Source organism: uncultured Thiothrix sp. (genome assembly GCF_937876535.1).
Lineage (GTDB): Bacteria > Pseudomonadota > Gammaproteobacteria > Thiotrichales > Thiotrichaceae > Thiolinea.
In genome coordinates, this window is record NZ_CALFHZ010000005.1 from 48,194 (window position 1) to 70,019 (window position 21,826).

18 protein-coding genes and 2 pseudogenes are annotated in these 21,826 nt (G+C 40.4%); 18 read left to right on the forward strand and 2 right to left on the reverse strand.

The genetic code is table 11. The features are described from left to right. The first annotated feature begins 3 nt into the window (after positions 1-3). The 16 genes and pseudogenes from Q0230_RS01555 (at position 4) to Q0230_RS01630 (ending at position 19,209) form a co-directional block, all read left to right on the forward strand. The gene (locus Q0230_RS01555; protein ID WP_298607464.1) at positions 4-1,419 is read left to right on the forward strand and encodes a mannose-1-phosphate guanylyltransferase/mannose-6-phosphate isomerase; all 1,416 of its coding nucleotides are present in this window, start codon (positions 4-6) and stop codon (positions 1,417-1,419) included. A 175-nt stretch (positions 1,420-1,594) separates the two neighbouring features. Next, positions 1,595-2,695: a GDP-mannose 4,6-dehydratase gene (gene gmd, locus Q0230_RS01560; RefSeq protein WP_298607466.1), complete on the forward strand. Its 1,101-nt coding sequence runs from the start codon at positions 1,595-1,597 to the stop codon at positions 2,693-2,695. 19 nt (positions 2,696-2,714) lie between these two features. Next, positions 2,715-3,800 carry an aminotransferase class I/II-fold pyridoxal phosphate-dependent enzyme gene (locus tag Q0230_RS01565; RefSeq protein ID WP_298607469.1) on the forward strand — a complete coding sequence of 362 codons (1,086 nt, stop codon included), beginning with the start codon at positions 2,715-2,717 and terminating at the stop codon, positions 3,798-3,800. A gap of 32 nt (positions 3,801-3,832) precedes the next feature. After that, a complete protein-coding gene (locus Q0230_RS01570; RefSeq protein WP_298607471.1) occupies positions 3,833-5,410 on the forward strand; it encodes a hypothetical protein in 1,578 nt (525 codons plus the stop codon). Between the two features lie 7 nt (positions 5,411-5,417). Continuing rightward, positions 5,418-6,851 (forward strand): UbiA family prenyltransferase, encoded by a 1,434-nt coding sequence (locus tag Q0230_RS01575; RefSeq protein ID WP_298607473.1) that lies wholly within the window; start codon positions 5,418-5,420, stop codon positions 6,849-6,851. Beyond that, positions 6,841-8,169, forward strand: coding sequence for an FAD-binding oxidoreductase (locus Q0230_RS01580; RefSeq protein WP_298607475.1), 1,329 nt, complete (start codon positions 6,841-6,843; stop codon positions 8,167-8,169). The genes Q0230_RS01575 and Q0230_RS01580 overlap by 11 nt, the downstream gene beginning before the upstream one ends. Further along, positions 8,166-8,903, forward strand: coding sequence for an SDR family oxidoreductase (locus tag Q0230_RS01585; protein ID WP_298607477.1), 738 nt, complete (start codon positions 8,166-8,168; stop codon positions 8,901-8,903). Before Q0230_RS01580 ends, Q0230_RS01585 begins: the two co-directional genes overlap by 4 nt. 55 nt (positions 8,904-8,958) lie before the next feature. After that, positions 8,959-9,897, forward strand: coding sequence for an NAD(P)-dependent oxidoreductase (locus tag Q0230_RS01590; protein WP_298607479.1), 939 nt, complete (start codon positions 8,959-8,961; stop codon positions 9,895-9,897). Between the two features lie 3 nt (positions 9,898-9,900). Next, positions 9,901-11,190: an NAD(P)/FAD-dependent oxidoreductase gene (locus Q0230_RS01595; RefSeq protein ID WP_298607481.1), complete on the forward strand. Its 1,290-nt coding sequence runs from the start codon at positions 9,901-9,903 to the stop codon at positions 11,188-11,190. Beyond that, entirely contained in the window at positions 11,094-11,588 is a 495-nt protein-coding gene (locus Q0230_RS01600; protein WP_298607483.1) for a GtrA family protein, read from the forward strand. The genes Q0230_RS01595 and Q0230_RS01600 overlap by 97 nt, the downstream gene beginning before the upstream one ends. Positions 11,589-12,302: 714 nt before the next feature. Continuing rightward, a pseudogene (locus Q0230_RS01605) lies at positions 12,303-13,022 on the forward strand (IS1 family transposase). 171 nt (positions 13,023-13,193) lie between these two features. Next, positions 13,194-13,973 carry an ABC transporter permease gene (locus tag Q0230_RS01610; protein ID WP_298607485.1) on the forward strand — a complete coding sequence of 260 codons (780 nt, stop codon included), beginning with the start codon at positions 13,194-13,196 and terminating at the stop codon, positions 13,971-13,973. Then, positions 13,970-14,719 (forward strand): ABC transporter ATP-binding protein, encoded by a 750-nt coding sequence (locus Q0230_RS01615; protein WP_298607486.1) that lies wholly within the window; start codon positions 13,970-13,972, stop codon positions 14,717-14,719. The genes Q0230_RS01610 and Q0230_RS01615 overlap by 4 nt, the downstream gene beginning before the upstream one ends. Further along, positions 14,716-16,977 (forward strand): hypothetical protein, encoded by a 2,262-nt coding sequence (locus Q0230_RS01620; RefSeq protein ID WP_298607488.1) that lies wholly within the window; start codon positions 14,716-14,718, stop codon positions 16,975-16,977. Before Q0230_RS01615 ends, Q0230_RS01620 begins: the two co-directional genes overlap by 4 nt. After that, complete coding sequence (locus tag Q0230_RS01625) at positions 16,968-18,596, forward strand: glycosyltransferase (RefSeq protein WP_298607490.1); 1,629 nt, start codon at positions 16,968-16,970, stop codon at positions 18,594-18,596. The genes Q0230_RS01620 and Q0230_RS01625 overlap by 10 nt, the downstream gene beginning before the upstream one ends. Position 18,597: 1 nt before the next feature. Next, positions 18,598-19,209, forward strand: a complete 612-nt coding sequence (locus Q0230_RS01630) for a NeuD/PglB/VioB family sugar acetyltransferase (protein WP_298607492.1) — start codon at positions 18,598-18,600, stop codon at positions 19,207-19,209. 4 nt (positions 19,210-19,213) lie between these two features. On the opposite strand, the gene Q0230_RS01635 is transcribed toward Q0230_RS01630, so the two are convergent. Continuing rightward, a complete protein-coding gene (locus Q0230_RS01635) occupies positions 19,214-19,603 on the reverse strand; it encodes a transposase family protein (RefSeq protein WP_298607494.1) in 390 nt (129 codons plus the stop codon). 40 nt (positions 19,604-19,643) lie between these two features. Next, a complete protein-coding gene (locus Q0230_RS01640) occupies positions 19,644-20,045 on the reverse strand; it encodes a transposase family protein (protein ID WP_298607496.1) in 402 nt (133 codons plus the stop codon). A gap of 127 nt (positions 20,046-20,172) precedes the next feature. On the opposite strand from Q0230_RS01640, the gene Q0230_RS01645 reads away from it, so the two are divergent. After that, on the forward strand, positions 20,173-20,655 hold the full coding sequence (locus Q0230_RS01645) for a transposase family protein (RefSeq protein WP_298607498.1): 483 nt from the start codon (positions 20,173-20,175) through the stop codon (positions 20,653-20,655). Beyond that, positions 20,652-21,747 (forward strand): annotated as a pseudogene (locus tag Q0230_RS01650) (IS3 family transposase). The gene Q0230_RS01645 and the pseudogene Q0230_RS01650 overlap by 4 nt, the downstream one beginning before the upstream one ends. The last annotated feature ends 79 nt before the right edge of the window (positions 21,748-21,826 follow it).

Here is a 21,826-nt window from a genome sequence, read left to right on the forward strand (position 1 = left end):
TTTATGAAAAAAATTATCCCAGTTATATTATCTGGTGGCTCAGGAACTCGCTTATGGCCTTTATCTAGGCAACTACGACCTAAGCAGTTTTTAGCGATTGTGGGTGAAGACACCCTGTTCCAATCGACTTTAAAGCGTCTGCAAGCATTAGAAGGATTATTGGATCCAATCATTGTCTGCAATGAAGAACATCGATTTATGGTGGCGGAACAATTAAGAGAACTGGGGATTAAAGGCCATTCTATTTTACTAGAGCCTATTGGTCGAAATACTGCTCCTGCGATAGCTTTAGCAGCTTTACTCGCTGAACAGAAGCAACTTGCCGATGCTGCTTTATTAGTCCTTCCTGCTGATCATGTGATTAAAAATGAACTAGCTCTCCACCAAGCCATTCATCAAGCATTGCCCTTGGCACAGTCAGGCCAGTTGGTTACTTTTGGCATTGTTCCACAATGTGCTGAAACAGGTTATGGCTACATTCAACATGATGGTGCTCACCAAGTCCTACGCTTTGTAGAAAAGCCGGATAAACCTACTGCTGAAGCTTATGTGAACAGTGGTGAGTACTTATGGAACAGTGGCATGTTTCTCTTTAAGGTAAGTAGCTTTTTGGCAGATCTCCAAAACTATGCAGCGGATGTTTTACATAGTTGCCAAGTCGCTTTAGAGCATCCACATACTGATAAAGATTTTATTCGTATCAATGCTGAAAGCTTTAAAAGCTGCCCGTCGATTTCGGTTGATTATGCAGTGATGGAAAAAGCTAAGAATGTGGCTGTTATCCCATTAGATGCAGGTTGGAGCGATGTAGGTGCATGGTCTGCGGTTTGGGAAGTGGGAAGCAAAGATACTCAGGGTAATGTGTTGCGTGGTGATGTCCTGACTAATCAAGCGCAGAACAATTTGGTTTATAGTGAAGAGCGCTTAGTCGCCTTAGTCGGTGTTGATGACTTAGTGGTGATTGACACCAAAGATGCAACCTTGGTCGCACAACGTGACAAAGTACAAGATGTGAAGAAAATCGTTGAGCAATTGCAAGGCCAACAGCGCTCTGAGGCCTTACTACACCGCGAAGTGTTCCGCCCTTGGGGCAGTTATGACTGTATTGATGGCGCAGACCGTTTTCAAGTGAAACGCATTACGGTTAACCCAGGCGAGCGCTTGTCACTGCAAATGCATTATCACCGTGCTGAACATTGGATTGTCGTCAAGGGTACGGCTGAAGTACGCTGTGGTGATAAAACCATGATTTTGACAGAAAACCAATCCACCTATATTCCTTTAGGCGAAGTTCACCAACTTGCTAATCCTGGCAAAGTTCCTTTAGAAATCATTGAGGTACAATCGGGTAGCTACTTAGGTGAGGATGACATCAGAAGATTTTCAGATAATTATGGTAGACTGACCGAAAGCTTATAATAGACCTCTTGCGAAAATCCTTTTTGAGTACTTTATATGAAATAAAGTTTATCAGATTTAGCATATGGCCGATAATCAGCTTTAAGAAGGCTTTTAAGTTTTTTTGATTTTTGATTTTCTTAAAAAACCTAATAATTAATAAACAGACTTATTAACACTTACTAATTAAATACTTATGATACAAAAAAAGAATAAAGTTGCTCTTATAACTGGAGTAACTGGTCAAGATGGTGCATATCTAGCTGAGTTCTTAATAAACAAAAACTATGAGGTTCATGGATTAAGAAGAAGATCATCGTTATTCAATACACATAGAATTGATCATCTTTATCACGATCCACATGAATCTGGATTTAACTTAACTTTACATTATGGTGATTTAACAGATTCAAGTAGTTTGATTAGAGTCATTCAAGAAACCCAACCAGACGAAATATACAATTTAGCTGCACAAAGTCATGTAGCAGTCTCTTTTCAAGAGCCTGAATACACTGCTAACTCTGATGCATTAGGTACACTAAGAATTTTAGAAGCAATTAAAATATTGAAGTTAACTGGAAAAACGCGATTCTATCAAGCATCTACTTCAGAACTTTATGGATTAGTGCAAGAAATACCACAAAGCGAACTTACACCCTTTTACCCTAGATCTCCTTATGCAGTAGCAAAACTTTATGCTTATTGGATAACGGTAAACTATAGGGAGGCGTATGACATATTTGCTTGTAATGGTATTTTATTTAACCATGAATCTCCTATAAGAGGTGAAACATTTGTCACACGTAAAATTACAAGAGCTTTATCAAGAATAAAACTAGGGCTACAGGATAAGTTGTACTTAGGGAATTTAGATGCTTTACGGGATTGGGGGCATGCACGCGATTACGTAGAAATGCAGTGGCTTATGCTGCAACAAGCAGCACCTGAAGACTATGTGATAGCTACTGGCGAGCAACACTCTGTTAGAGAATTTATAGAAATTGCCGCTGATCAACTAAATTTTAAGATTGATTGGCAGGGTAGTGGAATTAGTGAAAAAGGATACGATACAGTATCAGGGAAATGTATTATAGAAGTTGATCCAAAATATTTTCGACCAACAGAAGTTGAAACCTTATTAGGGAACCCAGAAAAAGCAAAAAATAAATTAGGTTGGATGCCTAAAACCTCCTTTGAAGATTTAGTTAAAGAAATGACGCATGAAGATTTTAAAGAGGCAAGTAAAGATTTCTTAATAAGAGAAAATGGCTTTAAATACTTTAATCATCACGAATAACTCAATTTAGGTAAACACCATGATTCCTGTTTATAAACCATTTCTTAATGGAAATGAAAAAAAATATGTCACTGAATGCCTAGATTCATCTTGGATATCTTCAAAAGGTGCATTCATAGACCAATTTGAAAGAAAATTTTCATCATATATTGGCTCACCTTACGCTACTAGTGTTAGTAATGGTACTGTAGCCCTACACTTAGCCTTAAAAACATTAGGAATTGGTAGTGGTGATGAAGTAATTGTTCCATCATTAACATATATAGCATCTGTTAATACTATTATTGAAACTGGTGCAAAACCAGTTTATGTCGACTCTCTGTTAAGTACCTGGCAGCTTGACCCTGACGATATTGAGAAGAAAATAACTAAAAAGACCAAGGCTATCTTAGCAGTTCATTTGTATGGATTACCTTGTGATATGGATAGCTTAGTAACTATATGTAAGCAATATAGAATTTTGTTAATAGAGGATTGCGCTGAGGCTTTTGGAAGCTATTACAAAAATAAACATGTTGGGACTTTTGGAGATATTAGCACTTTTAGCTTTTTTGGTAATAAAACAATCACAACAGGTGAAGGAGGAATGGTTGTATCAAATCAAAAAGACTTGATAGATACAGCATACCATTTGAAAAACCAAGGGGTTTCAAAAAAAATTGAATATTGGCATGATTCGGTAGCCTATAACTATAGGATGACAAATATATGTGCAGCCATTGGTTTAGCACAACTTGAGCAAGCAGATACTATACTTGCACGAAAGCAAGCGATTGCAAATAACTATTTGCAATCGCTTGCTCAACTGCCGTTAAAAGTACAATTCTCACCATCTTTTCTAAAAAACTCTTATTGGATGTTTTCGATTTTAGTAAGTGACTTAGAAACTAGAAATAATTTAAGAAAATTCCTAGCCGATTTTCAAATCGAGACTAGACCTGTTTTTTATCCCTCTCATCACTTACCTCATTGTAAGACTGATGATTATTTACCAAATGCTGACTACATAAGCCAAAGAGGAATAAACCTCCCTAGTTTTCCTGACTTACTAGAAGATGAAATTAAATTCATCTGCCTTAAAATAAGTGACTTTTATAAAAATTAAAATAATATAAATAAATCATTGAAGAACGGCTTATGAATATATTAAGTAAAACTATACCCTATCTGTTATTATTTTTATTATTCCTTATAATTATAAAAAACTTTGACAATCTACCAATTAACTACTTGTGGTATGATCACGCCGATACTTTACTGATGGATAATATAGCAAAGGACTTAATAAGTGGCGCTAGCATACTTGACTTTCGATTAACACAAGCACCTTACTATTTCCCTGATATTGCTTTCAGCTATTTATGGCATATCAATTCACTCCCCTTTAATTTAGATACGTATGTTGCGCCATATTTTCACTTATTCGGCCTTGTAATAGGATCCTTAGGTTGGTTTTTCTTGGCTAAATATCAATTAAATAGCCGTGTTTTAGCTAGAAATTGCGCCTTTTTCTATTCTTCACTTTATATCTTATCTTTTCTCTTAATACCATCTCAATCAGAAATAAGTCTATACTTTGGTTTGATTGGCCACCATAGTTCAATAGGAATTATGAGTCCCTATTTAATAATGTTAATTTTTTATTCACAAAATTTTAAGAGGGAAAATATTTTTTTTTCGTTTTTAACTATTAGTATATTTTCAATACTATTTTCTATTTTTTCGATCTCAGATCAATTATTTTTACTTTCCATACTATTACCTTTCTTGCTAGCCATAATAATATTAAGTCTTTTAAATATTATTCAATTTAAAAATTATTTACTTACAATTTCTTCCGTTCTACTTTCTATTTTATTGACACAACTATACAATAGGTCAATCCCCTATCCGCAGACTGTTGAATTTACGAACTGGATTTTAAGTAACTTCATACAAAACTTCCCGAGAGGAACCTTTGATTCAATTTTAAAATTTTATGACTTTTTAAGTTTATCTAAGATCAATTTAACATTTATAATGGTTTCATTACTTTGTGTGCTTTTGATCATTATAAAAATTATTAGCTCTAGAAAAGCAATCTTAAATCACTCTGATGATAAACTTACAAGGCCACTTATTATACTAACAACACTATCAATTGGTATTACCTTAGTAATTTCTACTCAAATAACTCTTGGATTATTTACCTCATCTAGCTCGTCAAGGCAGTTTGCGGGCACAATAATATCTTTAATTACTTTCAGTAGCTCTTATTTTTTTTCAAAAAATAGACCCGAAATTAATTTCTCCATTAAAATGATAATATTAATATTTTGCTTTACGCAAATTTCAAATATTAGTAAGAATAAATTTATCAGCCAATTTGACAATAAAGAATTTCATCAATGTCTAACTTATCTTAATCAATCTAAAAAAAGCTTTGTGGCAGACTTTTGGTTAAAAGTTCCTCTAGAAAATATTACAGTTGTAAGAGGTGTATCTTTGGAAACCCTAGATATTGCTTTCACAAATGGCCAAAATGTAAAAAAAACCAGGAGTTCAAAGCCTGAAATAGCAATTACCAATGGAACTTTTTCAAAAAACATTTTCATCGAAAATTTTGGCACCCCCTATAACATTATTCAATGCAGGTCCGATATTACTTTATTGGACTACAGTAATAATAAAAAATTTATTGAACACTTTACTAAGATTTCTTTAAACGCAAAGTAAAATAAAAATGCCTTTACCAGATAACCTCTCTAAAATATTAGTTGTTGATCTAGATGGAACATTATTAAAATCTGATATTTTAATAGAAAACGTCTTAATTTTTATTAAAAAACACCCTTTAAAAATTTACCAATTATTTTTTTGGCTTTTGAGGGGAAAAATAGAATTAAAAAGAAAATTAGCAGAAAAAATTGACATAGACGTAACACAATTACCGTATAATAATGAAGTTTTATCTTTAATAAATCAAAGAAAACAATTAGGCCACAAAATAATATTGGCAACAGCAACATATAAAAAATACGCGATATTAATAGCTGATTTTTTAAAGTTTTTCGATGATACTATTTATAGCGAAACTGATAATTTATCTGGTAAAAACAAGGCAAAACGACTAAACCAACTTTTTGGCTATAAGAAGTACGATTACGTGGGTAATTCTTTTAAAGATATATCTATATGGAAATCATCTTTAATTTCATATGTAGTTCCTTCTGAGATCGGATTAAAAGCATTAATTCATTTTTTTATAAATGGAAATATTATATTTTTAAGTAAAAATCACAACCCCATTAAATCTTGGCTAAAGGAGCTTAGAATACATCAGTGGGTTAAAAATATTCTAATATTCATACCTTTAATTACTAGCCATCAGCTTACAAATATAAATCTCATACTAAATGGCATTATAGCTTTTTTCTTGTTTAGCATTTGTGCATCGAGTGTTTATATTCTTAATGACTTATTAGACTTGAACGAAGATCGTCAGCATATAAATAAAAAAAATCGCCCGTTTGCATCTGGTGATTTAAACATTAAATATGGATTATTTTTATTTCCTTTTTTTCTTTTCCTCAGCTTTTATTTTTCATATAGGCTTTTACCTGAAAAATTTTTTTTATCAATGGTTTTATACTACATTATAACTTTTTTATATTCATTTTACTTAAAAAAGGTAGTACTAATAGATGTGATAGTACTAGCATCATTATATACAATAAGAATTATAGCCGGTGCCTTTGCGTTTCAACTCAACTTGACATTTTGGCTATTAGCATTTTCAATGTTCATTTTTTTAAGCTTAGCATTAATAAAACGATATACTGAATTAAAAGACTCAAAAAACTCAGGAAAAACTAATGCGGGCAGAGGCTACTGTGTAGATGATTTGGAGCTAATATCATCATTAGGATCTGCGGCAGGCTATATATCAGTACTAGTACTAGCTTTATATATAGATGACATTAATACAGTTAAGCTTTATACATACCCTCAACTTATCTGGTTGGCATGTCCTCTTCTTCTATTTTGGATTAGTCGAGTCTGGTTACTAGCGCATAGAGGGCAAATGCATGAAGATCCTATAGTGTTCACCATAAAGGACAAACCTAGTATATTAATTGGACTCTTGTTTATTCTGGTACTTTGGTATGCAGCGTAAAGCAAAAAGATTAAAATCTTGGGCTAATTACCCAAACTTCCCTCAAATTGAACACGCAATTTATTGGCGGGAAAATATTTTCAATACAATTCATCAGCTAAAAACAAGCGTTTATACAACTCTTCCCTTTGGCAATGGCCGCAGCTACGGTGACAGCTGCTTAGCGACAAGCGACCAAGTACTTAGCATGCGCCTGCTCGACCGTTTCATCGACGCTGACTGGAGAACTGGGATCATTTGCGCAGAGGCAGGTATAACACTAAACGAAATTTTGAAACTGGCAATTCCCCATGGTTGGTTCTTACCTGTTACACCTGGTACCAAGTTTGCCACTCTTGGCGGCGCTGTTGCCAATGACGTACACGGTAAGAACCACCACGTGCGCGGTAGCTTCGGCTGCTACGTGCGGCGCTTCGGGCTGGTACGCTCTGATCGCGGCCGGCTGGACATCGCGCCGGGCGACACCGACGGCCTCTTCTCTGCCACCATCGGTGGACTCGGACTCACTGGCATCATCGACTGGGTCGAGCTGCAGCTCATACCCATCAAGAGCAGCCTTATGGATGTGGTAAATATCCGCTTCGATTCGTTGGACGAGTTTTTTGCTCTGTCGCGGGAGCTCGACGGCCAGCACGAATACGCCGTCGCCTGGATCGACTGCGCTGCCCGCGGTTCTTCGGCGGGGCGGGGCATCTACATGGTGGGCGACCATGCGCCTGAGGGCGGGCTCGCCTACGACGACAAGCCCAAGCTCAGCGTGCCGCTGGTACCACCGATCTCGGCGATCAACTCGGTGTCGCTGCGGGTCTTCAACCATTTCTACTACAACGCCACCAAGCCTGGCAGGCATCCGAGACGGGTGGGCTACGAGCCGTACTTCTACCCACTCGACCGCATCCTTCACTGGAACCGTATCTACGGCCCCAAGGGCTTCCAGCAGTACCAGTGCGTGATTCCCGAGTCCGCCGGCGGCGCCGCCATCGGCGACATGCTGGATGCCATCGCCGTAGCCCATAGCGGGTCCTTCCTGGCGGTGCTCAAGCGCTTTGGCGACGTGGCCTCGCCAGGCCTGTTGTCTTTCCCCGAGGCTGGCACCACGCTGGCCCTGGATTTCCCTGAGCACGGCAACGCCACCGCGAAGCTCTTCGCCAACCTCGACGCCATCGTGCGCGCCGCCGGCGGACGCATCTACCCGGCCAAGGACGCCCACATGGGCGGCGAGTTCTTCCGCGCCTGCTACCCCCAATGGACACAGCTCGAAGCCCTGCGCGATCCAGCCCTGTGCTCCCGTTTATGGAAACGAGTCACCCAAGCATGAAAAACATCCTGATCGTCGGCGCCACGTCCGCCATTGCCGCTGCCTGCGCCCGGCGCTGGTGCGAGGGCGGGGTGCGCTTCTACCTCGTCGGCCGCAGCGCCGACAAGCTCCGCCAGGTGGCGGATGATCTTTCCGCCCGCGGTGCCGAGGTGCACACCTGCGAGCTCGACCTGAACGTCCTCGAAAGCCACGCTAGCCTCGTGCGTGAAGCCTTCGCCTGGCTCGGCCGCGTGGACGTGGTGCTGGTTGCCCACGGCACCCTGCCAGACCAGAAAGCCTGCGAGCAGGACGCCGAGCTGGCGATCCGCGAATTCACCAGCAACGGCCTGTCGCTCATCAGCCTGCTCACCCATCTCGCCAACCCGATGGAAGCCCAGGGCTCCGGCAGCATCGGCGTGATCTCGTCGGTGGCGGGCGACCGCGGCCGGCCATCCAACTATCTGTACGGCTCCGCCAAGAGCGCCGTCACCGCCTTCTGCGGCGGCCTGCGGGCGCGGCTGTTCAAGGCCAGCGTCAATCTCACCACCATCAAGCCGGGCTTCGTGGATACGCCGATGACCAAGGGCTTGCTGCTGCCGGCGCCCCTGGTGGCGACGCCCGAGCAAGTGGCCGCCGATATCGCCAAGGCCATGGACGCCGGCAAGGGCGTACTCTACACCCGCTGGTTCTGGCGCTACATCATGCTCATCATCACCCACATCCCGGATCGCATCTTCCGCAAGATGAGCATGTGACGAGCGCCGGCCCGTCATCCCGAATTCCGAACTGCAGAAATCCGAGCCGACACCCATGAACAAGAACATGAAGATCGTCCTGCCCGGCGGCGCTGGCCTGGTGGGCCAGAACCTCGTCGCGCAGCTCAAGCGCCAGGGTTATACCAACCTGGTGGTGCTCGACAAGCACGTCACCAACCTGGGCATCCTGCGCAAGATGCACCCGGACATCGTCGCCGAACTCGTCGACCTCGCCGACCGCGGCGACTGGGAGAAACACCTTGCTAGCGCTGAAGTGGTGGTGATGCTCCAGGCCCAGATCGGTGGCACCGACTACACCGAGTTCGAGCGCAACAACATCACCTCGACCAAGAACGTCATCGAGGCCATGCGCGCCCATCAGGTGCCGTACTACGTGCAGATCAGCTCGTCGGTGGTCGAATCCGTGGCTGACGACTGGTACACCAACACCAAGAAGGCCCAGGAAGAGATCGCGCTCGCCAGCGGTTTCCCGCTGGTGGTGCTGCGCCCCACGCTGATGTTCGGCTGGTTCGACCGCAAGCACCTGGGCTGGCTGTCGCGCTTCATGCGGAAGGTGCCGGTGTTCCCCATTCCCGGCCACGGCCGCTACCTGCGCCAGCCGCTGTACGTGGGCGATTTCTGCCGCGTCATCATCAGCAGCATCGAGCACCACACCCAGGGCGTGTACAACATCTCCGGGCTTGAGGAAGTCAACTACATCAACATCATCCGCGAGATCAAGAAGGCCACCAAGGCCGGCTGCTGGATCGTCAAGATTCCCTACGGCCTGTTCCACGCGCTGCTCGCCACCTGGGCGCTGTTCGACAAGATGCCGCCCTTCACCACTCAGCAGCTCGCCGCGCTGGTGGCTCGCGATGTGTTCGAAGTCATCGATTGGCCGGGCATCTTCCAGGTCAAGGCCACGCCCTTTGCAAAGGCCATCGACGAAACCTACAACGACCCCGAATACGGCTCGGTCGTACTGGAGTTCTGATCCATGGACAAACAACGCATTGCCGTGCTCGGCGCCGGCCCGATGGGGCTGGCGGTGGCCTACCAGCTGGCCCGCGACGGACATCAACCGATCATCTTTGAAGCCGATGACCGGGTGGGCGGCATGACCGCCACCTTCGATTTCGGCGGCCTCGACATCGAACGCTACTACCATTTCCACTGCATCTCCGACACGGCATTCTTCCAGGTGCTCGACGAGCTGAAGCTCGCCGATAGAATGCGCTGGGTGTCCACCAAGATGGGCTACTACTACCAGGACAAGGTGGTGCCCTGGGGCAACCCGGTGGCGCTGCTCAAGTTCCCGGGCCTCAGCCTCGTGGCCAAGTTCCGCTACGCGCTGCACGCCTTCCTGTCGGTCAAGCGCGATAACTGGAAGCCGCTGGATCACCTGGAGGCTTCTGCGTGGATCCGTCGCTGGGTGGGTGCCGAGGCCTACGAGGTACTGTGGCGCCGGCTGTTCGACTATAAGTTCTACGACCATGTGGGCAATCTGTCTGCTGCGTGGATCTGGAGCCGCATCCGCCGCATCGGCCGCTCCCGCTACAACATCTTCAAGGAAAAGCTGGGGTATCTGGAAGGCGGTTCCAATACCTTCCTGTCGGCCATGAAGGCTGACATCGAGGCCCGTGGTGGCGAGTTCCGCTTCAGGCAGGCCGTTACCCGCGTGCGCATGGAAGGTGGCGCGGTGAAGGGCGTCGAGACGGCCCAGGGCTTCGATGCCTTCGACCGCGTGGTAAGCACCATCCCGCTGCCCTACGTGCCCGGCGTGATGCCCGACTTGCCGGCCGATGTGCTCGCTAAGTTCAAGGCTCAGAAGAACATCGCCGTAGTGTGCGTGATCTGCAAGCTCAAGAAGCCTCTCACCGACAACTTCTGGCTCAACGTGAATGATCCAGCGATGGACATCCCAGGGCTGGTGGAATACACCAACCTGCGCCCGCTGGATCACAACATCGTGTATGTGCCGTACTACGTTCCGGGCGAGCATCCCAAGTTCCAGGAGCCTGACGAAGCATTCCTAGCCAAGGTGAAATGCTACCTACAAAAAATCAATCCGACCCTTGCGGACGACGATTTCATCGACATCCGCGCGAGCCGCTACCGCTACGCCCAGCCCATCTGCCAGCCGTCCTTCCTCGACAGCCTGCCGCCAGTGGCGTTGCTGGTGAAGGGTCTATGGGTGGCAGATACGTCCTACTACTATCCCGAAGATCGAGGCATCTCCGAGAGCATAGGTTTCGGCCGCAACCTAGCGAAGCAGGTTATAATGTGATCCGTCAGTTTGCCTCACGTCAATTTCTAGTATTTCTACTTAGTGGCGGCTTTGCTGCTGCAGTTAATTTTGGAAGCCGTATAATTTACAGTCAATGGCTAGATTTTTCGACAGCAATAGCTATAGCATACCTCACAGGCATGGCTACAGCCTTCATTTTGAACAGAATATTCGTATTTAAGAATAGTGGAAATTCTATTCACCAGTCTCTCTTATGGTTCGCTGTTATAAATATCATAGCTATTTTTCAGACTTGGCTTATTAGCATAACGCTAGCATACTATCTACTCCCTTGGCTTGGAGTACATCAATTTACTCCAGAAATTGCTCACTTAATAGGTGTTGTTATACCTGTGTTTACTAGTTATATAGGTCATAAGCATTGGACATTTCGTTGAAAATTTATATTTGGCTTTTAAATATAAATTATCAATAAATTTTTAACCTAAAACACATTAGACCTCTTTCATAAATCAAAAACTAGCCACTCTTAATCGTGCTATAGAGGCCAGTGAGTGAGCTAGAGGGAAGGAATAAGTACTTCAATGTCTCTTTTCTTAAGGTACTCCACCAACTCTTGTGAGTCATAGTTCCTATCACCCAATAAGACTTTAAGAAGAGTCGAGATAACCAAGGCTTGAGTATGCCGCCATTTGACCGCGGAGTCAGTAGGAAGCGCCCAGTTAATCCGTTAAAGCATAGATTTTACATCTAAAATCACCACAAGAACGTCTGAGTGCTTCGTCGGCTGCACTACTCTTTTTGCCCCTGTTGAGCAATCATAGGCATAAACAATCGCGCTGTTGATACAACCTTATTGAAGGTCAGGCTCCACTTGGGTAGTTTCAACCACACTCGCCCATACGCCCAGAGCCGCCCAACGATTATATTGTTTAAATATAGACCATACGCCGGTGGCAAACTACGCCTCTGACTCTCCAAACGTAGTATATACAAGACCGTGTGGATGAACAAACGACAACGCTCTGGCGTCCCTACATACACACGAGTATGTTGCAGAAAGAATAAACCAGTGGGTCATGATTTAAAGGAGTTGAAGACTCATTACTGGAGCACTATCGTTAAAGGCTCTTGCTATTAGGAATAGGTCTATGGTTACCGTACCCGTCTACTGCCGTTACTGTCAAAGCGCGTCTCTTTATAAACATGGCTATGCAAGGAGTGGTGAACCCCGTTACCGCTGTCGGGACTGTCAACGTAGCTTCCAGCTTTATTACCACAATGTGGGCAATCGCGACGGCATTCCCGAAAAAATGGTTGAGATGGCACTCAACGGCTCAGGGGTGAGAGATACCAGCCGTATTTTAGGGGTGAGTATCACCACAGTGATTGCTCACTTAAAAAAATTAAAACCGGCCACTGTGAATCGCTTACCGATTCAAGCCCTAGTCGAACGCCATGAGGTTGAACTCGTGTGTGAAATGGATGAGCAGTGGTCTTTTGTTGGTCATAAGAAACAACAACGTTAGCTGTGGTACGCCTGGCAACCGCATTTGAAAGTAGCGCTGGCTTATACGTTTGGGTCGCGAGCCGATAACACCTTGAAGCAACTCTTGGACCTATTAATGCCTTTCAAATTCGCCTTGTATTGCACGGATGATTGGGGGGCTTATGAGCGTTTATTGCCGGAGGATAAACACTTAATCACTAAGCGCTACACGCAAAGCATTGAACGGCAACATCTGAATTTAAGAACATGGATTAAGCGCTTAGCACGCAAAACGATTTGTTTTTCTAAGTCCGTTAACCTTCATGACAAAGTCATAGGCACATGTAGTGAAAGACGACTCTTCAACTCCTTTAAATCATGACCAACCAGTGCTCATCTGTTAATGTATAGCGATTAGTCATAACACTCTGTAATCATTTACATTTAGCAAAATGTATTTCCAATATGTCTACAGAATCTAAACAAAAAATATATACTTCTTGAAAATTCGATTTATTAACATTTTTATAATTTTAAACGGCTTAAATTTAGTATGAACTACATAAAAAATATTTGGATAACAAGATATTTTTGGATAAATTTAGCGCTATCTGATATAAGATCTAAATGGCGACGTTCTTTTTTTGGAGTTTTATGGACTATCATTCAACCATTAGGTATGACAATTTTACTATCAGTTGTTTTTAGTAAAATTTTTAACACCGATGCTACTAGTTATGCACCTTATATCTTATCTGGGATGATAGTATGGGAATTTATAACACAAGCATTAATGTCAGGGTCAATGTCATTCATACAAGCAGATGCTTACATTAAACAGTACAAAACACCATTAGCAATATATACTTTACGCGCTATCTTGACAAACTTAATTACTCTGCTTCTTGCTAGCATTAGTCTAATAACTTGGGCCCTAATAACTAATCCACAAAACTTCAACTATAGCTGGTTTGCAGCGTTTCTCATTTATCCAATACTCTTACTAATATCTTGGCCATTATCAACAATTTTGGCCTACTTAACAGCACGATTTCGAGATATACCATATGCTTTGACTCTAGCTCTACAGGCAGTTTGGTTTATTTCACCTGTATATATACAGGATACAGTTTTTAGGAGTAGTGGCTTAAATAGTTTAATCGATTACAACCCGATATATCATTTATTAGAAATAGTGCGTGCACCTATTCTAAGAGGCTCTTTTCCAACAATAGAAAACTTCACTTATTGTATAATAGTAATAGGCATTTTTTTCCTTACGGCATTTTTGTGTGGTCGTCAACTAGAAAGAAAAGTAATTTTTTATTTATGATTAATCAAATATTACTGGATAGCGTAAATTTACATTATCTATCTGCAGCATTCAAAGAAAGATCTATAAAAGCCCTTATAGGGAGAGTCTTTGATATAAACTCAACAAAAGAACGTGTGCAAGATATTCATGCTCTAAAAAATATTAGTCTAAGAATAGACCCGGGCGAGCGTGTAGGACTGCTCGGCTCGAATGGTGCAGGCAAAAGCACCTTTCTAAAAATGATTGCAGGTCTTTACCCTACTTCAAGTGGCTCAAGAATCGTTAATGGCACTATAAGAGCATTGTTTGATTTAAGCTTAGGCTTTGAACCCGATGCATCAGGTAGGGAAAATATACTATATAGAGGTTTACTTTTAGGCCTTTCTCCTAAAGAAATAAAAAACTTAGAGGAAGAAATTATTACCTTTACTGATATTGGTGAGTTTATTGATTACCCTCTTAAGACATACTCTGCTGGCATGCAGGTTCGTTTAGCATTTGCAATTTCAACAGCTGTTCATGGTGACATACTATTACTTGATGAGGTAATAGGAGTAGGAGATTTACAATTCCTAGAAAAGGCAAAAGCTCGAATTAGTAAAATAGTAGAAAGATCAGAAATTTTGATATTAGCCTCACATGATTTAACCGCGCTAAGCTCTATATGTTCCAGAGGGATTGTTTTAGATCATGGCAATTTAGTATTTGACTCTAATATTGATGAAGCCATTAATTTTTACAAAAATCGCAATATTACTGTATGAATACGATAAATCAAAATTTAAGAATATTTTGGTTACCTAATCCATTATTAGCCAGTAGCTTTGATATTCATTTTTTTAAAAAATTAGGTAAAATATTTTTATATTTACCATACGTCAATATAAAAAACGAAGATATCGAATACTTAAATAAAAAAAAAGAATTTGATTCTTTTTTAAAAATAAAAAAAGAATCCCTAGAAATCCTTAATGTACAAAATTGGTATTACCAGCCAACTAAAGAAGCTTGGAGCATAGTAGAATCTGAGTTTGATTTAATAATAATAAATAGCTTGCCAGATCAAGTATCAATGTATATAAACAATTGCAGAACACCCTTAGTTTATCGATATTTAAAATTTTTTGACGAAAATCTTAATCATTTAACTACCTTCAATGAAAAAAAAAATAAGTATAATATAAGAGAAAATGATAGCAGACTTTTAATGGCTAGTTGTTTTTTAAAAGAGGATCAATCTAATATAAGTAAATTATATTTACCTAATATACTTCAATCTCAAGGCTTAAGAAAGCTTCAAGAAACAAATGCCGTTATAACATTTTGCTCATACATAGAAACATCTGCTTTCGCAAAAAAATCATATACTGACTTCTTACTATACTTTGGAGAAAAGAATTACTTTATACTTGGGCAGCAGCTAATTGAAGTCAAGAATAAAAAGGTAATTAACGATTTATCGATGTACCTGTATGTAGATTTCTTGAAAAAGGCCAGTGTCGTACTTTTTAAAGACTACCAACCAGGGCAACTTGATTCTTATGCCTTTGAAGCAATGAGGATGCATATACCAGTTATTTATTTTGCTAATGAAGAGTTGGATATAATAATAAATAATAATAACTCATCCGGCAGAGCTGTATCTTATGAAGAAGCATACAAAAAAGTTGATAAAGTCCTAAAAAAAGACCATGTCTTCATTAATAGAATTCTAGCTGATCAACAAAAAATACTTAATAACCTTTCATTTGACAGGAATGCAGGATATTGGTTGAACTTTCTTACAAACTTTGAAGCTATTTTAGCAAAAAATAAAAATAACTATGATCATACATCATTAAAAGTAATTCGTATTGCAGTTATCGTGAATGAACCTTCTGATAACTTTAATGACCATATATTACTTATGCAAGCGCTTAAAAATAGCTGCAAGCGAAAAAATCAAGATATACAACTTATTTACGCTTATAGTGATAGCATTAGGCCTGCGAAAGAAAAGATAGCTCACTTTGGACATATTAAAAAAGTATTAGAAGAGCATCAAGGATTATTTGAGCCAAGAAAATTCGAATGGAAAATACTTGACAAAACTGATGCCCAGCGATCTATTCTTTATTCTAAACAAAAGAATCATTTATCTTACTCAGTTTATCAAGTACCCGATGATGGAATGCAACAACTAACTGATTGTAATTGTTGGATTTTAACAGAGGGTAATTTTGCCTATCCACTGCTGCCACTGAGACCCTATATTCTTCTATCACAAAATAGCACCTCTTTTACTAAAGAAGCGGTGCTAAATCTAGAAGTTTTTGCTGGAATAGCTCAGGAAGCTTATAAGGTTATTACTAATACTGCTTATGAAAAATTAATTACCCAACAATTTTTAGGTATTTCTAGTAAAGATATATCTATGATTCCACCTTTGATTCCTACTAGGCCTTTTGATCATGCCCATAATGAGCATCAACAGCACCTCAATGACTACTTTATAATTAGGATAGGCTCTATATCTAAAGAATCTTTAGATTTAATTCTAGATGCTTTATTTAAAATATATACGGAAAACAATACCAGTCAAAAATGTATAATTTTATCTAACGATGAAAATATTTTTGTATATATAAAAAAACTACTAAAGAAAAGGAATGAAAATAATATTCCATATAATAAAATTTATTTGGAATTAGACTACAAGCAAAAGAAAATTAAAAAGCTGCTAAATGATTCTAAATTTATATTTTATATACCTCATGAAAATGAACGGACTAATGTTATTTTAAATATCTGCTTCCAAAAAAAACCTATTCTTATCCCTGACCAACTTTTATATAAAGATTTAAATGAAATACTAAATTTAAACTTGTTTTTAACAAAATTCGATTCAAAAGAAATATATAATAACCTAAAAAATCTTTTAGAAAGTAATTGTGGGATAACATGCAATTCAAAAATTTTTGATGAATCCTACATACAGTACATAGAAGATTCTTATTGGAATGAAGTTTCAGCATGTCTATAAAAAAATATGGTATATATCTAGCATACCCACCACATGTTGACTTAAGACATGAAGGATTAGGTAGGCATCTATCTGAGTTCCTTAAAGGCGCTCAAAGTAAAGAATCTGCAAAATTTGTTATTGCTTGTCCCAGCTGGATGCAAAGTAACCTTATTGATCTATTTATTTCAGCTAACATAGCCAAAGAAAATATTGAATTCATTTCACCAAAAAAACAACCTTTAATATTAACTTTATATAATAGATATATATTATTTTCCAAAAAAAAAACAAGATCTATAAATTTTATATACAAAATAAAAAAAATAACTCAAAAGAACACTAATCTTTTATTCTATAACACAAAGAAATCTCTATTAAATATAAGATCTTTGAATTTAATTAATAGCATAGCTCTATTACTATTAGTTATTTTATTACCTGCCTTAACATTCATTTATGTATTTATAAAATTTATTATCTTAATGGTAAGAAAAATAATCACTTATGCATTAAAGCCAATAAATACAGACGAAATTAATAGACTTATTTTAACACCAAGGAATTTGAAAAATAACTTTACTATTTCAAGTCTCTACGACATTTTAGAGCGTAATGAAATAGAGCTTATTCAAAAAGCTATTAATACAAGAGTTGATATCAACGTATGGTATTGCCCGACATGTTTTTGGCCTCATTTTAATTATATTAAGGGTCCAAGAGTTACATGCGTACCTGATGTAGTTTTAACAAATTTTGCCGTAGGATTTTCATTAATTGGTGGAGATAGATTCTCTGAAACATTTAGGGCTGTTGAGAAATCAATTTTACAAGGTAAATATTTTATTACATATAGTGAAGATGTGAAATGGAGAACTCTTGTTGAGAAATACCATATAAACCCTAAAAATATTACAGTTATTAGGCATGGTGCAAATAGACTAGATGACTTACTTCGGATTAAGGGCAGTCAACTAGGAATAATTGAAGCGAGTGACTTGTGCTTCAATTATTACTTAAATAGTTTAAAGAAAAGTATTGGAAATAGCTTTATAGACTCTTGGAGGAGCAAGGAAATAAACTATATTTTTTATGCTAGCCAGTTTAGACCGAATAAAAACATACTATCTTTACTAAAGGCATTTAATTTTATCGTAAAAAATCATAATGAAAGTCTGAAATTAATTATGACTGGAAACCCTCTTATATTGCCTGAAATTAATGAATATATAAACAATAATAAACTTCATTCTCAAATTCTTTGCCTTCATGGACTATCTATTCAAGAGCTGGCATCTTTGTACAAAATGGCTAAACTAGCTGTTAACCCTAGCTTAAGTGAAGGAGGCTTTCCATTTACATTTACAGAGGCACTATCCGTTGATACTCCTGTGGTTATGGCTAAAATAGCTGTAACTGAAGAAATAGTCACTTCAAGTGAACTAAAAGATATAATGTTATTCGATCCATATAATTGGTTAGATATGAGTCAAAAAATACTCTGGTCTCTAGACAATCAAGAATACTTGCTTGAAAAGCAGAAAATCCTATATGAACAACTTAAATCAAGAAATTGGTCAGATGTTGTAAATGAACACCTAAATACTTTCGATAATGTATCCAATGACCATCGTGAGTAGTATGAAAAATATAATATTATTGGGCTGTGGAGGACATGCAAGAAGCATTGCCGATTTAGCACTTCACATAGGATTCCAAAAAATTTTGTTTGTTGATAAAAACGCTAAACCTGGTGAGGCAATTTTAGACTTTCCTGTTCTACCCAATGTACCGGCAAAGTTAAGCGGTAATTGGTTATACTTCGCAGGTTCAGGTAATAATAAAATTCGTTATGAACAATTGAGCTTAATAAAGAGTAAACGCTTACCACTAGCTAAATTAATATCTCCGCTTTCCATATTAGGTAAAAATACGACCGTTGAAGAGGGATGTTTTGTTGGCAACCATGTATATGTAGGACCTAACTCAAAAATTGGTTTAGGTAGCATATTAAATAATCACTCTCTTATAGAACATGACTGTGATATTGGCTCGTTTACACATGTATCTGTAAATTCTACCGTTGCAGGAAATTGCAAGGTAGGTAATTTCGTCATGATGGGAGCATCATCTACTTTAATAGACAATATCAATATAGGTAATAATATAGTTATAGGTGCTGGAGCTGTAGTTGTCCGTGATTGTAATATTGTAGGAACTTATGTCGGAGTTCCTGCTAAGCTTATAAATTAAATCACTAGACCTCTTTCATAAACCACAGATTAAGCAATTGGCGATTGTAAAGACCCGCGATTAAATTAAAACGTAGCATCAATCGTTTTCGCCGATTTTGGTAACGCGTACTGAGTAGTTTAAAGACTTTCAAGGCAGCAAAGGCATGCTCAATCAGAATCTGTCGTTGATTAATTGCACGATTCACCGCTTTTTGCTCAGGCGTTAAACCACGCTCTTTGGGTTTCTTGAAAGGGATGAGTGCCTTAAAGGGTAGGTTCTGAATGCCTTCATATGCCTTATCCATGACAAAGTAGGGACGATAGCGCCAGGTCTTAACGGTGTGTTTAAACAGGGTAAAGTCGTGAACCGAACCTTCGATCCCTTGAGTATTGAAGAGGCAGCCTGTCCTCAAGTCTAATGCTACTTGAACTTTGAAGGTAGGGCACTTCTGTTTACCACTCTACCAACGCTTTTGTTTTTTTGGGACGCTCAATCGGTAGTTCCGTCACATCCACTAGGGTCTGGACTGGTTTCTCTACCCCAGTACCCGATGGAGTTTTAGGCAGCGACAATAGACCACTCTGCATCAGTCGCTCTTCCACGCGTCGCACCACCCGCCACGCACTGGTCTCACTAATTCCGTACTGGGTGCCTAGGGTTAACAAGGATGGATAGTCCCGCCAATACGTCAGACTCAACGTTAACTGCGCTTCGGCCTCTAGCTTGCAAGGTCGCCCTCGGGGGCTTTGAAAGCTCTGTAAGTAGGACAATAGCTCGGCAAACAGCGGACGGCTAATGCCCAAGACCCGTTTGAATTGAGCGTCGGTTAAGGTGTTAAATATTGTTGGTTTCATTTAACCTCTAGCTCACTCCCTGGCCTCTATAGCACGATTAAGAGTGGCTAGTTTTTGATTTATGAAAGAGGTCTATTAGACCTCCTGCAAAAGTAATTTAAAAGTGCTTATAGTCAAAAGATAACCTATGAATCTATTCAATCATTATCCGCTGCCGCCTTTAGACGAAGCGTGGGTTGACCGAGAGTTATTCCACGAACTGGTGAAGGTGTTAGCACAAGCGGAACAGCAAAAGAAGAAGTCAGGCCGCCCGAGCTTGAGTCTTGAAAACCAACTGTACTCAGCGTTAAGTTACTGGCGGGAATACTGCACCTTTTTTCATTTAGGCTTGAGTTTTGGCGTGCATGAATCCAATGCCCAACGTATTACCTGTCATGTGGAAGAACGCCTAGCGGCTTCTGGTTATTTAGACTTAGTGAAGCCGAGTGTGAGTCATGATAAGGGAGTGGGAGCGGATGATCCCCTCCGCGAGCGAATAGTGGATCGTAAGAAAAGCGAGTATCTTTCCCATGAACTGAAAAGGTACTTAACGATGAGCAAGACCAATCCCTCAGCCCGACAAGCACGACGTATAGGCATCACAGCCACGAGTACAAACAAGAAGCGTTGAAACTTGCCAAACAGATTGGCGTTGGCAAAGTAGTGTTACAGTTGGGTGTGCATGAATCCCAGTTTTATCAATGGCATAAAGCATTTCAGCAGGCACAAACGGTGAGTGAACATGAAACGAGTTTGGTGATGGAAAATGCGCGTTTAAAGAGTGAGTTAGCGGAAGTGCAGGAGGAAACTCGCCATTGCAAAAAAGGCGGCTACCTACTTCGCGAAGCAGCTGAAGTAAATTACGGTTTCATGAAATAACATCAATCAACGTATAGCGTAGCTGTACAATGCCGTTACTTTGGCGTATCGCGTAGTGGGTTTTATGCGTGAACCGCAAACCCAGTGCCCGTTTGCAGTGGAAACAGCGGTTAGATCAAGAGGTTAAGCAGTGTTTTGAACAGCATAAATAACGTTTGGCGCACAACGCATTCAACGTGAACTGTAACGCCAGAACTAGCCGTATGACATCAAAACTATCGCAGCCAGCCTGTGTCGTCAAGGGTTAGTGGCAAAAGCGGGACGCAAGTTCAAAGCCACGACCAACAGTCGACACTCATTACCTGTATTTGAAAACCTGTTGAATCAAGACTTTACTGCTTGACAGCCGAATCAAAAATGGGTGAGTAAACTCACATATTTAGCCACGGATGAAGGTTGGGTTTACCTCACGGTGGTGATTGATCTGTATTCACGGCGCGTCATTGGTTGGTCAATGGCAGAACGCATGACCACCGAACTGGTTTGTGCGGCCTTGCGCATGGCGATTTTTCAGCGGAAACGCCCAATTAACGTCATCGTGCATTCGGATGGGGGCAGCCAATATTGCTCTCACGTCTATCGTGAATTACTGGAAAAACATCAGCTTATCGACAGCATGAGTGCGAAAGGCAACTGCTACGACAACGCCTGTGCGGAAAGCTTTTTCCATTTGTTCAAGGTTGAAGCCATTCACGGTGAACATTTCGCCACCCGTGATAACCTCAAACAAACCGTTTTCGAATACTTGGAGGTCGATTACAATCGAACACGATTATACGCTGCCAATGACTACCAAAGTCCGGTAAAATTTGAAATAGCAACAAAACGAAACCTCGCATCCTAAACTGCTCAGGGGATCAAATACCTTATGTATCGTTGACTTGGGTTATCAAGGCTTAGCCTTAGAAGATGGTCGAGTCGTG